The 13,224-nt window shown below is 62.2% G+C and carries 17 protein-coding genes; 11 read left to right on the forward strand and 6 right to left on the reverse strand.

What is annotated here, in order from left to right; translation table 11 throughout:
- Positions 1-99 precede the first annotated feature (99 nt).
- The 6 genes from nrdF to ACX80Q_RS05285 all read left to right on the forward strand — a co-directional run bounded on the left by nrdF (position 100) and on the right by ACX80Q_RS05285 (position 4,535).
- Complete coding sequence (nrdF, locus tag ACX80Q_RS05260; protein ID WP_459329472.1) at positions 100-1,077, forward strand: class 1b ribonucleoside-diphosphate reductase subunit beta; 978 nt, start codon at positions 100-102, stop codon at positions 1,075-1,077.
- Between the two features lie 232 nt (positions 1,078-1,309).
- Positions 1,310-1,510: a helix-turn-helix transcriptional regulator gene (locus ACX80Q_RS05265; RefSeq protein WP_459329473.1), complete on the forward strand. Its 201-nt coding sequence runs from the start codon at positions 1,310-1,312 to the stop codon at positions 1,508-1,510.
- A complete protein-coding gene (locus ACX80Q_RS05270) occupies positions 1,507-2,703 on the forward strand; it encodes a type II toxin-antitoxin system HipA family toxin (RefSeq protein ID WP_459329474.1) in 1,197 nt (398 codons plus the stop codon). Before ACX80Q_RS05265 ends, ACX80Q_RS05270 begins: the two co-directional genes overlap by 4 nt.
- Positions 2,704-2,754: 51 nt before the next feature.
- A complete protein-coding gene (locus tag ACX80Q_RS05275) occupies positions 2,755-3,306 on the forward strand; it encodes an NUDIX domain-containing protein (protein WP_459329475.1) in 552 nt (183 codons plus the stop codon).
- A 66-nt stretch (positions 3,307-3,372) separates the two neighbouring features.
- On the forward strand, positions 3,373-3,681 hold the full coding sequence (locus ACX80Q_RS05280) for a hypothetical protein (protein ID WP_459329476.1): 309 nt from the start codon (positions 3,373-3,375) through the stop codon (positions 3,679-3,681).
- A 188-nt stretch (positions 3,682-3,869) separates the two neighbouring features.
- On the forward strand, positions 3,870-4,535 hold the full coding sequence (locus ACX80Q_RS05285) for a GNAT family N-acetyltransferase (RefSeq protein WP_459329477.1): 666 nt from the start codon (positions 3,870-3,872) through the stop codon (positions 4,533-4,535).
- A 117-nt stretch (positions 4,536-4,652) separates the two neighbouring features.
- Here the strand turns inward: ACX80Q_RS05285 and ACX80Q_RS05290 are convergent, their stop codons facing one another.
- On the reverse strand, positions 4,653-6,281 hold the full coding sequence (locus ACX80Q_RS05290) for an AMP-binding protein (RefSeq protein ID WP_459329478.1): 1,629 nt from the start codon (positions 6,279-6,281) through the stop codon (positions 4,653-4,655).
- 23 nt (positions 6,282-6,304) lie between these two features.
- Between ACX80Q_RS05290 and ACX80Q_RS05295 the strand changes: the two genes are divergently transcribed.
- The 4 genes from ACX80Q_RS05295 to ACX80Q_RS05310 all read left to right on the forward strand — a co-directional run bounded on the left by ACX80Q_RS05295 (position 6,305) and on the right by ACX80Q_RS05310 (position 9,165).
- Positions 6,305-6,937: a DUF6226 family protein gene (locus tag ACX80Q_RS05295; protein ID WP_459329479.1), complete on the forward strand. Its 633-nt coding sequence runs from the start codon at positions 6,305-6,307 to the stop codon at positions 6,935-6,937.
- 107 nt (positions 6,938-7,044) lie between these two features.
- Positions 7,045-7,587 (forward strand): DedA family protein, encoded by a 543-nt coding sequence (locus ACX80Q_RS05300; protein WP_459329480.1) that lies wholly within the window; start codon positions 7,045-7,047, stop codon positions 7,585-7,587.
- A gap of 46 nt (positions 7,588-7,633) precedes the next feature.
- On the forward strand, positions 7,634-8,455 hold the full coding sequence (locus ACX80Q_RS05305) for a thioesterase family protein (RefSeq protein WP_459329481.1): 822 nt from the start codon (positions 7,634-7,636) through the stop codon (positions 8,453-8,455).
- On the forward strand, positions 8,452-9,165 hold the full coding sequence (locus ACX80Q_RS05310) for a lipoate--protein ligase family protein (protein ID WP_459329482.1): 714 nt from the start codon (positions 8,452-8,454) through the stop codon (positions 9,163-9,165). The genes ACX80Q_RS05305 and ACX80Q_RS05310 overlap by 4 nt, the downstream gene beginning before the upstream one ends.
- A gap of 94 nt (positions 9,166-9,259) precedes the next feature.
- Here ACX80Q_RS05310 and ACX80Q_RS05315 read toward each other — a convergent pair whose 3' ends face one another.
- The 3 genes from ACX80Q_RS05315 to ACX80Q_RS05325 all read right to left on the reverse strand — a co-directional run bounded on the left by ACX80Q_RS05315 (position 9,260) and on the right by ACX80Q_RS05325 (position 11,315).
- Complete coding sequence (locus ACX80Q_RS05315; RefSeq protein ID WP_459329483.1) at positions 9,260-9,883, reverse strand: MBL fold metallo-hydrolase; 624 nt, start codon at positions 9,881-9,883, stop codon at positions 9,260-9,262.
- Positions 9,880-10,968 carry an S-(hydroxymethyl)mycothiol dehydrogenase gene (locus ACX80Q_RS05320; protein WP_459329484.1) on the reverse strand — a complete coding sequence of 363 codons (1,089 nt, stop codon included), beginning with the start codon at positions 10,966-10,968 and terminating at the stop codon, positions 9,880-9,882. The genes ACX80Q_RS05315 and ACX80Q_RS05320 overlap by 4 nt, the downstream gene beginning before the upstream one ends.
- Before the next feature lie 89 nt (positions 10,969-11,057).
- Positions 11,058-11,315 carry a mycoredoxin gene (locus ACX80Q_RS05325; protein WP_459329485.1) on the reverse strand — a complete coding sequence of 86 codons (258 nt, stop codon included), beginning with the start codon at positions 11,313-11,315 and terminating at the stop codon, positions 11,058-11,060.
- A 134-nt stretch (positions 11,316-11,449) separates the two neighbouring features.
- Here ACX80Q_RS05325 and ACX80Q_RS05330 point away from each other — a divergent pair, with 134 nt between their 5' ends.
- Positions 11,450-12,175 carry an SOS response-associated peptidase gene (locus ACX80Q_RS05330; protein ID WP_459329486.1) on the forward strand — a complete coding sequence of 242 codons (726 nt, stop codon included), beginning with the start codon at positions 11,450-11,452 and terminating at the stop codon, positions 12,173-12,175.
- A gap of 31 nt (positions 12,176-12,206) precedes the next feature.
- Here ACX80Q_RS05330 and ACX80Q_RS05335 read toward each other — a convergent pair whose 3' ends face one another.
- Together ACX80Q_RS05335 and ACX80Q_RS05340 are read right to left on the reverse strand one after the other, a co-directional pair.
- Positions 12,207-12,629 carry a VOC family protein gene (locus ACX80Q_RS05335; RefSeq protein ID WP_459329487.1) on the reverse strand — a complete coding sequence of 141 codons (423 nt, stop codon included), beginning with the start codon at positions 12,627-12,629 and terminating at the stop codon, positions 12,207-12,209.
- Positions 12,630-12,638: 9 nt separating this feature from the next.
- Positions 12,639-13,139: a GNAT family N-acetyltransferase gene (locus tag ACX80Q_RS05340; RefSeq protein WP_459329488.1), complete on the reverse strand. Its 501-nt coding sequence runs from the start codon at positions 13,137-13,139 to the stop codon at positions 12,639-12,641.
- Between the last annotated feature and the right edge of the window lie 85 nt (positions 13,140-13,224).

The following is a 13,224-nucleotide window of genomic DNA, read 5'->3' on the forward strand; positions in this document are numbered from 1 at the left end:
GAAGAGTACGACGGCGGGTGCGTCCCGCCGTCGTACCTTTGGCTTAAGATTGATCTGGCCCATGCGGCTACCAGGATTTTTACAAGGAGAGAAGCAGTCATGACACCGGAGAAGCTGAAGTTGGCGAGCCATGTAACGGCCATCAACTGGAATCGGATTGAGGACGAGAAGGACGTAGACGTCTGGAACCGCCTGGTCAACAACTTCTGGCTGCCGGAAAAAGTGCCGCTGTCCAATGACATCCAGTCCTGGGCCACGCTGACACCGGACGAGCAGCTGCTCACCATGCGCGTGTTCACGGGCCTGACCTTGCTGGACACCCTGCAGGGCACCGTTGGCGCCGTTTCGCTGATCCCGGACGCCATCACCCCGCATGAGGAAGCCGTCTACACGAACATTGCGTTCATGGAATCGGTGCACGCCAAGAGCTACTCCTCGATCTTCTCCACGCTGTGCTCCACGAAGGAAATCGACGAGGCCTTCCGCTGGTCGGTGGAGAACGTGAACCTGCAGAAGAAGGCTCAGATCATTGAGTCCTACTACTACGGCGACGATCCCCTCAAGCGCAAGATTGCCTCCACCCTGCTGGAATCCTTCCTGTTCTATTCGGGCTTCTACCTGCCCATGTACTGGTCTTCACGGGCCAAGCTGACAAACACCGCAGACCTGATCCGCCTGATCATCCGCGATGAGGCCGTGCACGGCTACTACATTGGCTACAAGTACCAGAAGGGTCTTGAGGGCCTCTCCGAAGAGCGCAAGGAAGAACTGAAGGCTTACACCTTCGAGCTCATGTTTGAGCTGTACGAGAACGAGGTTCAGTACACGCACGACCTTTACGACTCCGTCGGCCTGGCCGAGGACGTTAAGAAGTTCCTGCACTACAACGCCAACAAGGCGCTCATGAACCTGGGCTACGAAGCCATGTTCCCGGCCGCCGTGACGGACGTGAACCCGGCCATCCTGTCCGCGCTCTCACCGAATGCCGACGAGAACCACGACTTCTTCTCCGGCTCCGGTTCCTCCTACGTGATTGGCAAGGCTGTCAACACCGAGGACGACGACTGGGACTTCTAACTCCTCGCAACCAATGCGCGCAGCCTCACCGATTCGGTGGGGTTGCGCGCATTGTGCGTTAAGCCCAACGCGGTTCCGAAACCGGCAATATTTTACCGATTTTGCCTCACCTCTGCCCCTGTGCGCTGCGTTCGGCTATTTTCGGCAAAATATTGCCGAAATGACAATTGTGGTGCACGATTGCAAGTAGAGATGCCGAAATCGGCATTATCTTGCCGTTCGGAGGAGCGTCGTGGATAGTATTACCGCCGTAGCTGCCAGCATTCGCAGTGCCCGCAAGGCTGCAGGGCTGACCCAGGAAGACCTGGCCAACCTCGCCGAGACCTCGGAGCGCACCATCCGGGCCATCGAAACGGGGACCGGTAATCCTTCGCTGCGGGCGGTGGTGGCTGCGGCCAACGTTCTGGGGCTACGTCTGACGGTGACCCGATGACTCAGGATCTCCAGCACCTCAAGCTCATTCGCGAAGCCGACGTCTACAAAGGTGGAGCCTTAGCTGGCTATCTCTCGCGCACCCAACAAGGCGGCGTGCGTTTCGTCTACCGGGATAGCTACCTGGCTGGCGGTGATTTGCCTGTGGCGTTCTCCCTGCCCCTGTCACCAGTGGCGGTCGAGACCCAAAACGGGGCGCTGCCGCCGTTCTTCGCGGGCCTTTTGCCCGAGGGCCACCGCCTGACCGTCTTGAAGAACGCTGCCAAGACAAGTTTCGACGACGAGCTCTCCCTCCTGCTGGCCGTCGGGGCTGATGTGCCCGGCAATGTTCAAGTGGTCCCCGCCGGAGAAACGCCCGCCGAGCCCGAACCGCTTGCCGACAGCTCGCATCCGGAGGAACTGGACTTCGCCGTGCTGGCTAATGCCGTGGATCTCCACGGCCTGCCTGGCGTCCAGGACAAGGCCAGTGCGTCCATGCTGACCACACCTCTGGCCCTGCGCGGAATGCGCTACCTGCTCAAACTGGATCCCGCCGAAAACCCGCACCTGGTGGTCAATGAGGCTGTCCATCTGGATGGAGCCAAGAAGCTCAAGGTTCCGGTGGCCGCGAGCAGGGTCATCAGTGACAGGAACGGTCTTGCCGGCCTGCTCGTGGAACGTTTCGACCGGGTCAAGGGTGCGGGGGAGGCCTGGGTGCGGTTGCCTCTAGAGGACGGAACGCAGGTGCTCGGGCTGCCCCCGGCCTCCAAGTACAGTGTCACCTCCGAGGAGGTAGTTATGGCGCTGGCCCGTCAGTGCCAAGCCCCGGTTGTGGCCCAACGCAATATGTATCTGCAATTCGCCTTCGCATGGTTGACCGGAAACGGAGACCTCCACGCCAAGAATCTGTCGGTCTTGGGCAACGCCGGGGGGGCATTCGGCATGGCCCCCATCTACGATGTGCCCTGCACGCTCGTCTACGGCGACACCACTATGGCGCTGTCCATTGCTGGCAGGTACAAGAACCTCAAGGCACGCCACTGGGCAGAATTTGCGCAGTCCCTTGGCCTGCCCCAGAAGGCTGCAGCGGCTGCCAACACGTTGGCCTTGAATGCAGCCTGCTCCGTGTCTCTGGAGGACCTGCCGTTCAGCGGCTCCCCGCTCCGCGGCGCACAGCGGGAACTGCGGTTCAGGCGCGCGGAATTCATGGACTAGCGGCCACGGTTCGGCAGGGCGCGGAGCTGCGTTGTTGGTACCGTAGACGCCATGGACCAGGACAATTCCCCCACACGCCCGACGTCAGCGGCAGCCCGATTTGTTCGTGATGCCGCTGCGCTGGTGCGTCCAGGCAGGCTTGGCAGCAACCGCGACCCCGGCGATGCCTGGGTTGAGGGGGCGCAGGGCAAGTTCTGGGGGAGGTTTGGCTCTGCCGGATTGCTGGTGTTCGACGCCGGCCGCGGCGTCCTGCTCCAGCACCGGGCCATCTGGTCCCACCATGGCGGCACCTGGGGACTGCCCGGTGGAGCCCTGCACCAAGGGGAAACTGCCGTGGACGGCGCACTGCGCGAGGCCTGGGAAGAAGCCGGCGTGCCGTGGGAGAACGTGGAACTCCTGTTCACCTCTGTTTTTGACGTGGGGTACTGGAGCTACACCACAGTGGCCGTTGAGGCTGTGGTGCCATTCGAACCTGTCATCAGCGACCCCGAGAGTCTGGCCCTGGAGTGGGTGCCCCTTGAAGCCGTCTCCACATTGCCGCTGCACCCGGGTTTCGGAACAGCGTGGCAGGGGCTGCGGCACCGCCTTGAGGGTAGACGCTAAGGACAACTGTTCACCCGCTTCCGAATAGCCTCAGTCACGCGGTCCAAGACAAGCTAGGATTCGGTCATGTCAGATCAATACGTCCGTCGCGTCATCCGCATGTTTCCCGACTACGGTCATCGGTGGCCGTTGTGGGAGAACACCACTGCTCAGGGACAGACGAAATACACCATGGAACCGTCAGACTTTGGCCTGTCGGAGAGTCTCACGCTCCGACTACGCACGTGGTACGACGCTTGGGATGCTGAGAACTTGGATGACAGTGAGTGGAGTTCGCCGGAAAATGAAATCGCGTGGAACATAGAGGGTGTCAGTATTGCTGAGCAACTTCGCGAAGAAGTCAAAGCCTTCGCTGACGTGGAATACGACGTGTAGGGTCACCGCCTGCAAACGACATCATCAAGGCCATCCAAAGGTTTCGTTAACGGAAATTCGCAGTCATCTGACGCGCACTGTATGGCGGAATTACGGGCCGAAGTCATGCGGCCCGACCTTGATTGACTTGGCCGCCGGAGAAGACATCGGACTTGTGGCACTACGCCCCGAGCACGACGCCGTGTGGCTTGAACACTTCTACCTCGCCACGCAATACCAAGGCCTGGGCATCGGCGGCGAAGTCCTCACCGGCATTATGGCGGAGTACGATTCCTCAAAGCCCTTCCGCCTCAATGTTCTCCAAGGCGCCGCTCGGCCGCAACGTGCCGAAGTGGGATGCTTGTTGTGTGTATCCGAAAAAAAACACCAATGCGCCAATAGTCGCCATTCGCCCTTACCGTTTCGCGGATGCTGCAGATACCTTGGCGATTTTCCTTGCCGCTGTCACCGTAACCGCTGCCGCAGATTACTCGATGGAACAGATTCAGGCGTGGGCGCGGCCTGAAACGCGCGAAATCTCCACCTGGCACGCCGCTATGCACGCGAGGAACAGCTATGTGGCGGCCGTGGATGGACAGCCAGCAGGCTTCTCCGACGTGGGCCCACAAGGGTACATAGACATGTTGTTCGTGGCCCCGCGCTATCTGCGGCTCGGGGTTGCGCGGCAACTGCTCGGCCACGTGGAATCCCACGCGCGTGCCCATCGGCTGACTGAGTTGACCGCCAACGTCAGCATCACGGCCCGTCCCTTCTTCGAGCGCCACGGTTTCGTTGTCAAGGCAGAACAACACCCTGTGATGGTCGGCGTGCAGCTAACCAACTACGCAATGAAGAAGGCCCTCCTCGGCAACTGATCTGCGCAGGAGCCAACAAGTGAGGGCTCACCCTCGGCCCGGGATCGATTAATCCGCGGTGGTGTGCCAAGAGGTGGACTTTGACGGACTCAATCGTCAGGGGTAGCAGCCACGCCACTAGAGCCCCAACAGCTCCACGGTGGCGGCGCGCATGTCCATCTTGCGCACCTTGCCCGTCACTGTCATGGGGAACTCGTTGACCACCATGACGTAGCGCGGCACCTTGTGGCGGGACAGCTGGCCCTCGCAGTATGCTGCCACGGCGGCTTGGTCCAGCAGCGCGGCGCCCGGTTTCATCATGATCCAGGCGCACAGTTCCTCGCCGTACACCTCATCCGGCACCCCAATGACCTGGACGTCGGCAACATCCGGGTGATGGTAGAGGAACTCCTCAATTTCTCTCGGGTACAGATTCTCCCCTCCCCGAATCACCATGTCCTTGATCCGTCCCACGATGTTGACGTAGCCGTCGCTGAACATGACTGCCAGATCGCCCGTGTGCATCCACCGGTCAGCATCAATGGCGGTGGCGGTCTTCTCCGGATCATTCCAGTACCCCAGCATGACCGAGTAGCCGCGGGTGCAAAATTCGCCGGGCGTGCCGCGTGGAACCGTAAGTCCGGTGGCCGGATCCACAATTTTGACCTCCAGATGCGGGTGCGCCCGGCCCACCGTCTCGGTCCGGTGCGCCACGTCGTCGTCAGTCTGTGTCTGCATGGACACCGGCGACGTCTCCGTCATGCCATACGCAATGGACACCTGCGCCATGTGCATCTGGCCCATGCACCGCTTCATAACCTCCACGGGGCAGGGGGAGCCAGCCATGATGCCTGTGCGCAAGCTGGAGAGGTCATAGCTGTCAAAGCTGGGCAGATTCAGCTCCGCGATGAACATGGTGGGCACCCCGTACAGGGCCGTGCAGCGCTCCTCCTGCACGGCCGCCAGGGTGGCTGCAGGGTCAAAGGACACGGCCGGAATGATGATGGCGGCACCGTGCGTGGTGGCGCCCAGGTTCCCCATGACCATGCCGAAGCAGTGGTAAAACGGCACCGGTACGCAGAGCCTGTCCTGCTCGGTGAACTTGATGGTCTCCGTCACGAAGTAGCCGTTGTTCAGGATGTTGCGGTGGCTCAACGTGGCACCCTTGGGGTAGCCCGTGGTGCCCGAGGTGTACTGGATGTTGATGGGATCGTTCGGATCCAACCCCTTCATGACATCTTCGACGGCGTCAACCGCCACCACTGACCCGCCCGCCACGAGTGCGTCCCAGGAATCGGTGCCGATGTACACAACGTCTACCAGCGCCGCGCATTCGGGCAGGACGGCCTCGATCATGGCGACATAGTCCGAGCTGCGGAACGTGGGCATTGCCACCAGCATGCGCAGGCCCGACTGCTGCACGGCATACTTGAGTTCGTGGGTCCGGTAGGAGGGGTTGACGTTGACCAGAATGGCGCCGATCGTGGCCGTGGCGTACTGGATGAGCACCCATTCGGGCACATTGGGCGCCCAGATGCCCACCCGGTCTCCCTTGCCCACCCCGGCGGCGAGCAGGCCGCGGGCCAGGGCATCGACGTCGTGCTTCAACTGCGCATATGTCCACCGGCGCCCGGACGGGACGTCAACCAGGGCCTCCCTGTCCGGGAAGCGGCTGGCTGTGCGGGCAAAGTTGGCTCCTATTGTCTCGGTCAGAAGTGGAGTGGAGGACGGGCCGGACGTGTGGGACAGCTGAGCATCGTTGGTCATGCTTTCGATGCTAGCCCCGAACCGTGCAACTGTGCGTTACCTCACGCAGCTGGCTAGGGTGGTGGGATGGAAGAAAGCTGCAGGCGGCTGTGCCCGATGCGGCGTACAGCCGGGTGAGTCATCCCGAACGGTTCGGGGGCCTGCATGAGGTGGCCGATGCGCTCGTGGAGCATCTTCTCAGTCACTACGACTGTGTGCGCCAGGACGGGCTGGCGTTGCTGCCCCAACAGGGTGGCATGGAGAACCAGGAGGTGGCAGCACTTCGAGCCGTGAAGGTGACCCCGGCAAACGCGCATGCTGCCCCGCTCATCTTTGAATACCTGGATTTTCCATCCGTTCAAATTCACGCTGGACTGCTGCATGCCGCTCCGGGTCCGAACTGCGGCTGCGACGCCTGCGATGAAACGCTGGACACGGCCGCCGAAGAATTGGAGCGGCTGGTTTTTGCCATTGCTGCGGGCGAATACAAGGAGTGGATCACGGGCGGGTTGAGCCCGGCCCTACACATGAGCATGGCGTTCCCGGGAGGCAGCAGCAGTTCGTCGCTGCCGCTGCGCCACAGCCGCCTCCCCAAGGGAAGGATCAAGGCGGCACAAGGGGTCTTCAAGAACCTGCCCGGCGGCTGGCAGTCGTGGCCCAAGCGAGCAACGTCATGACGCCAAAATTAGGGCATCCTCGCCTATATTCGTTAGGATAGGTATGACTAATAGCTCAGCATTCTGTGGCTATATTATTTTGATTACCCAGGGGGTAGCGCGCGCTCATGATGGACAGCATCGTCTCCCTACCTTTCATCTGGGCCTTTCTGATCTTGTTCGGCATCGTCATGCTGCGTTCCAACGCCACCTACTGGGCGGGCCGCGGTCTTGCCGCCGGCGGACGCAAGACGAAGCTGCAAAAGCATCTGGACTCCCCGGCCGTGTTGCGGGCAGAAAAAATCATTGCCCGCTGGGGTGCCCCTGCCGTGAGTGTGAGCTTTTTGACCATCGGCGTGCAAACAGCCATCAACACCTCCGCCGGCCTGGGCCGCATGCCCCTGCGCCGCTACATCCCGGCCACAGTAGTTGGGTCCATTGCCTGGGCCACCATCTACGCAACCATCGGCCTTGCCGCCTTTGACGCGGCCATTGCCGCTGCCGCAGGATCGCCCCTGGCCCTCATCGGGCTGGTGCTGGTGGTTGGCGTGGCCGCCCTGAGCGTCCACTTGTTCCGCGTGTCCCGGAATCGCAAGCTGGACAAGAGCGCCCTGGATGACTGCCCCGTCATGACCCCGGACGTTGCAAGCCCTTCCACCCAGCAGGCCTAACCTCCCGTTTGGATTACCCGGTGCTGCTCCCGGTAGAGTCATAGCCATGCCGGAGAACACAACGCAGTGCGCCGCAGAGGCGACGTCGTATTACCACCATCTGGGTGGAGACCGTTACGCGTCCACCATTCACGCCCAGGGCGCCTGGAATACGCACGAACAGCACATGGCCCCCGTCACGGGCATCATGGTTCACGCACTGGAGCACTTTGAGCCCCGCCCGGACATGCGCCTGGCCCGGCTGAGCTTTGACATTCTGGGACTTATTCCGGCCGGCGAGTTCACCATCGAAACAACGCTTTTGCGTCCCGGTAAAACCATTGAACTCCTACAGGCGGAGCTGGTGGCCGAGGGTCGCGTGGCGGTCCGTGTCACGGCCTGGCGTTTGCAAACCACTGACACCACAGCCGTTGAAGCCTATGAAGACGAACCCATGGAAAATCTGGACGCTGCCACCGCCTGGGATGGCATGACCAGCTGGCCCGGCGGCTTTATCAAGACCCTTGAAGGCCGTTCCAACCCCGATCACCGCCCCGGCCGAGGACGCGCCTGGCTGCACAGTCCCTACACCATGCTCGACGGCGGTGAGCACTCCTCGGCGCTGGTGCGCCTTTTGGGACTGGCCGACAGCGCCAATGGTGTGTCGGCACGCATGGCACCGGTTCCCGGCGGCTTCATGTTCCCCAACGTTGACCTGTCCATCCACATTTACCGCGAACCTGTGGGTGAATGGCTGGGGCTGGACACGCACGTGACCATTGCCGGTGACGGCATCGGCTTGACGTCCTCCGTGCTCAATGACATCAAGGGACCCTTTGCGCGCACGGAACAGATCCTGACCATCCGAGCCATCCCGCACCGCCCATGAGCGCCATGATGGCCCCGCTGCTTCAGGTCCACCGCCAGTTGCAGAATCGGGGCGCCGAAGCCGATTTGAACCACGCACTTGAACTGTTGGCGAGGGTGAAAACAGGCGAACAGTCGAACATGCTCCGGCTCTACCGCCCGGAACCCACAGTGGCCTTTGGACAGCGCGACACCAGGCTGGACGGCTTCGGCTATGCCGAACAGGTCTCCCGGGAGCACGGCTTTGTCCCTGCGGTGCGCAAAGCCGGCGGACGGGCTGCCGCCTACCACCAGGGCACACTTGTGGTGGACCACCTGCAACGCGAGGACGACGCCATCGCGGGGGCTAAGGCGAGGTTTGGCTTCTTCGGGGACCTCTTCACCGAAGCCCTGCAAAGCCTGGGCGTGGCTGCCGCCGTCGGTGAGATCCCCGGCGAATACTGTCCCGGCGAATACAGTGTCTACGGCAGTGGCCCGGCAGGCCGGATCAAACTGGTGGGCACAGCCCAGCGCGTGGTCTCCGGCGCCTGGCTGTTCAGTTCGGTGATTGTTGTTGAAGACTCGGCACCCATCCGCAGCGTCCTCACGGGCACCTATGCCGCCCTGGGGCTGGAGTGGGATCCGGCAACTGCCGGCGCCGCCCAGGACCTGGTTCCAGAGATCACAGTGGACGATGTGGAGGACGCCGTGTTGGCCGCCTATGCACAGCACACGGAACTGGTCCACCCCTAGCCGCCCAGGCCAGCGTCCATCCGTTAGACACATGATGTGGGTGTCACGCAACAACACCCACATCACGTGTCCAATGGAATCGGGCAGCCCGGATCTACTGCTGCGCGGCTGCCAGGATCCCCGGCGCCTCGGCCGCAATCGTGGTGGAGTCGCCGTGGCCGGTGTTGACCACCGTGTCCGCGGGTAGGGTCAGCAACCGCTCCTTAATGGAGGCAACAATGGTGGGGAAGTCACTGTAGGAGCGCCCTGTTGCCCCTGGCCCGCCGTTGAACAAGGTGTCTCCGGTGAAAACAGTACCCAGCGCCTCGGCGTAAAAGCACGTTGAGCCGGGGGAGTGCCCGGGCGTGTGCAACGCCCGCAGCACAGTGCCGGCCACCTCAAAGGTGTCGCCGTCCGCGATGGGGGAATCCGGTGAAGTGCCCGGGAAGAGGGATTCCCACAGCATCTGGTCTGCCGGGTTCATGAGCACTGGTGCCCCCACCAAGTCGGCAAAGTCCCGCGCGAAACGGATGTGGTCGTCGTGGCCGTGGGTCAGCAATACCGCTTTGACTGTACGTTCCCCCACGGCTTCCTTGATGGCGCCGGGGTTGTGGGCGGGGTCGATCACGTACACCTGGGTGTCGTCGCCAACGATCCAGACGTTGTTGTCCACGTCCCAGGTGCCGCCGTCGAGCGAGAATGTGCCTTTGGTCACCAGGCGTTCAATGCGGGCGCTCATACGAACTCCACCACCGAACGCAGCACGGAGCCCTGACCCATTTTGGTGAAGGCAGCCTCAATGTCGTTGATGGTGATGCGTTCGCTCACAAAGGCGTCCAAATCCAGTTTGCCCTGCTTGTAGAGCTCCACCAGCATGGGGAAATCGCGCGAGGGCAGGCAATCGCCATACCAGGAAGACTTCAGGGATCCGCCGCGGCCAAACACATCCAGCAACGGCAGGTCCAGCACCATCTCCGGGGTGGGCACACCCACCAGCACCACTGTGCCGGCAAGGTCGCGGGCGTAGAAGGCTTGCTTGTAGGTTTCGGGACGTCCGACGGCGTCAATCACCACATCTGCACCGAACCCGCCGGTGTGGTTCTGGATGGCGAGCACGGCATCCTCCTGCGAGGCATCCACCGTGTGCGTGGCGCCGAGTTTCACGGCCGCCGCAAGCTTCTGCGGATCGCGGTCAACGGCAACGATGGTGGTGGCGCCGGCAAGTGCCGCCCCGGCAATGGCCGCCGAGCCCACGCCGCCGCAGCCGATGACTGCCACGGAGTCCCCGCGCTTGACGTTGCCGGTGTTGATGGCCGCTCCAATGCCGGCCATGACGCCGCAGCCCAGCAGGCCCACGGCGCCCGGGTCAACGTCCGGGTCAACCTTGGTGCACTGGCCGGCCGCCACAAGTGTCTTCTCAATGAAGGCGCCGATGCCCAATGCGGGGGAGAGGACAGTGCCGTCCTCGAGGGTCATCTTCTGCGTGGCGTTGGCGGTGTTGAAACAGTACTGGCCCTGGCCCTTGCTGCAGGCGCGGCAGGTACCGCACACGGCACGCCAGTTCAGGATGACCCGGTCGCCCGGGACCACGTTGGTGACCCCGGCACCCACGGCACTCACAACACCTGTTGCCTCGTGTCCCAGCAGGAACGGGAAATCATCGCTGATCCCGCCCTGCTTGTAGTGCAGGTCGGTATGGCAAACACCGCTGGTCAAAATATCCACGAGTGCTTCGCCCGGGCCCGGGTCCGGGACCAGGATGGTTTCGATTGTGACGGCCGCGTCCTTGCTCAGGACTACTGCGCCTTTGACCTTATGCACCATGGAAGAGCTCCTAGAATCCGCTGTGTTCCCTGTCAGGAACATCAAATGAGGTTCCTGACAGGCTACACGGCTTCATGCACCGGCCCTGACTAGGCTGCGAGCCTGGCCACCACGTCCTTGAGGGAGGGGTTGGTTGCTGCCGTGCCGTCCGGGAACAGGATGGTGGGGACGGTCTGGTTGCCGTCGTTGAGGCTTTCCACGAGCTCTGCCGTGCCGGGAACATCTTCGATGTTGATCTCCGTGTAGCCAATGCCCTCGGCGTCCAGCTGCTTCTTCAGGCGTTTGCAATAGCCGCACCACGTGGTGGAAAACATGGTGATGCTGCCGGCGTCGGGGGTGAAATCCACGTCAAATACTCCTTGAAAGTAAAGTCTTGCTGATTGCTACTGGTGACAACGCTACCGGGTGGAGGGGATATTCCTCACCTTGTTGCAGGGTGGGTGCCTGTGCCGCGCTGGCAGTCTGTGCCACTATGGATCCCATGTGCGGACGATACGTTATGGCGAGGGCAGTGGGCGATCTGGTGGCGGAGCTGGAAGCGGAGGCCGAGGCGTCCCTTGAGCTGCGGAGCTCCTACAACGTTGCCCCCACCACGGATGTGCCCATTGTGCTGGAACGGCTCATTGACGGGGCGGTCCACCGGCAAATCCACGTTGCCAAGTGGGGCCTGGTGCCGGGCTGGGCCAAGGATCCGGCCGTGGGGGTGCGCGCCTTCAATGCGCGCAGTGAAACAGTGGCGGAGAAGCCTACGTTCCGCTCGGCCCTGAAGTCCAAACGGTGCGGCGTGCCCGTGCAGGGCTACTACGAATGGAAGAAGTCGCCGGACGGCAAGAGCAAGCAGGCCTATTTTGTGCACAGCGCCGACGGCGCGTTGATCACCTTTGCCGGGCTCTACGAATGGTGGAAGGACCCTGCCAAGGACAACGGGGCGCCCGATCAGTGGCTGCTGTCCGCCAGCATCATCACCATGGCCTCGCCTCCTGAGGGTGAGCTGGCCACCTTGCATGACAGGCTGCCGGTGCCCCTGACCGCTGAGGGATTGGCCGAATGGCTCAACCCGGAGGCTGGTGCGCCGGCACAGCTGCTGGAGATGGTCCTGGCGGATGCCTACGGCCAGGCCGCCAGCTGGCGGCTTGACCCTGTCAGCGCCGCAGTGGGTAATGTGCGCAATGACGGCCCCGAACTCATCGAGCCGATCGCACTGTAGGAGGTCAGCGCTGTAGGGTGCCGGGTACCAGCTAGACGGTGACGTTTCCGGCGTCGTCCACGGCCCAGGTGGGATTGAACGCAACTTCCCAGCGGAAACCGTCAGGATCGGCAAAGTAGCCGCTGTACCCGCCCCAGGGCTGTTGCACGGCGGGATGATCGACGACGGCGCCCGCCTCGAGTGCCTGCGCCAAGACGGCGTCGACCTCGGCAACACTGCCAACGTTGTGGCTCAGGGTGATGGGAGGGACGCCGTCGGAGGGTTCAACACCCAACTCGGCGGCCATGGCTTCCCGGTTCCACAGCGACAAAATGAGCCCATGGTTCAGCTGCAGGAAAATGACCTGGCCGGGCACTTCCTGATGAGCCGTCCAGCCCAAACCTGTGAGATAAAACTCACGGGAGCTTTCCACATTGCGGACTCCCAAAGAAATAAACGTCAACCGCTGGTCCATGGTGGAGGTTTAGTCCTCTTCGGGGGACCAGCGGCGGAAGTCCAGTGACAGGTACAGGGCCAGGGCTGCGGAATTGGTGGATTCCACCCGCAGGGCCACATCCGCCTTACCGTCGTTGAACAAGGTGTCCATGGTGGCAAGGACCAGATCCTCGGCCAGGCCGCGGCGGCGGTGTTCACGGTCGGTGATCAGTTCAATGATGAAGGGGGCATCGGGAGTGTCGTTGCCAATGGCGTGCTCCACCACGAGTACGGCAGCCACGATTTTGCCGTCGTCATCCAGGGCAACATGGGAGGCGTTGGGGAGGAAATGGCCGTATTTGCCCGCCAGGGAAGCCTGCATGTCGGCCAAGGCAACTTCGATCGAATCGCCAGCGGCGCCGGCGTCGTAGGCGGTGAAGTACAGCTCACCGAGGCGTGGGAGGTCTGACTCCTGCACGGTACGGGAAGCCATCTTGAGCTCCCGTTCCAACGGAGTGGTCTTGGCGATGAGGGTGACCATGTCAGTCATGGAACGCTCCTTCAAAAAATCGTGGTGACGCCGTCAGTGCGACTAGGCCAATGGCCATAAGGCCATGCTAGACGTCAGTTGCGTT

The organism is Arthrobacter sp. HLT1-20, assembly GCF_054510895.1.

Bases quoted from the DNA above. Each gene is read 5' to 3' on its own strand.
- nrdF (WP_459329472.1), top strand. From the start codon at position 100: ATGACACCGGAGAAGCTGAAGTTGGCGAGCCATGTAACGGCCATCAAC.
- ACX80Q_RS05270 (WP_459329474.1), top strand. From the start codon at position 1,507: ATGACTCAGGATCTCCAGCACCTCAAGCTCATTCGCGAAGCCGACGTC.
- ACX80Q_RS05275 (WP_459329475.1), top strand. From the start codon at position 2,755: ATGGACCAGGACAATTCCCCCACACGCCCGACGTCAGCGGCAGCCCGA.
- ACX80Q_RS05280 (WP_459329476.1), top strand. From the start codon at position 3,373: ATGTCAGATCAATACGTCCGTCGCGTCATCCGCATGTTTCCCGACTAC.
- ACX80Q_RS05290 (WP_459329478.1), bottom strand. From the start codon at position 6,281: ATGACCAACGATGCTCAGCTGTCCCACACGTCCGGCCCGTCCTCCACT.
- ACX80Q_RS05300 (WP_459329480.1), top strand. From the start codon at position 7,045: ATGATGGACAGCATCGTCTCCCTACCTTTCATCTGGGCCTTTCTGATC.
- ACX80Q_RS05305 (WP_459329481.1), top strand. From the start codon at position 7,634: ATGCCGGAGAACACAACGCAGTGCGCCGCAGAGGCGACGTCGTATTAC.
- ACX80Q_RS05310 (WP_459329482.1), top strand. From the start codon at position 8,452: ATGAGCGCCATGATGGCCCCGCTGCTTCAGGTCCACCGCCAGTTGCAG.
- ACX80Q_RS05315 (WP_459329483.1), bottom strand. From the start codon at position 9,883: ATGAGCGCCCGCATTGAACGCCTGGTGACCAAAGGCACATTCTCGCTC.
- ACX80Q_RS05320 (WP_459329484.1), bottom strand. From the start codon at position 10,968: ATGGTGCATAAGGTCAAAGGCGCAGTAGTCCTGAGCAAGGACGCGGCC.
- ACX80Q_RS05330 (WP_459329486.1), top strand. From the start codon at position 11,450: ATGTGCGGACGATACGTTATGGCGAGGGCAGTGGGCGATCTGGTGGCG.
- ACX80Q_RS05335 (WP_459329487.1), bottom strand. From the start codon at position 12,629: ATGGACCAGCGGTTGACGTTTATTTCTTTGGGAGTCCGCAATGTGGAA.
- ACX80Q_RS05340 (WP_459329488.1), bottom strand. From the start codon at position 13,139: ATGACTGACATGGTCACCCTCATCGCCAAGACCACTCCGTTGGAACGG.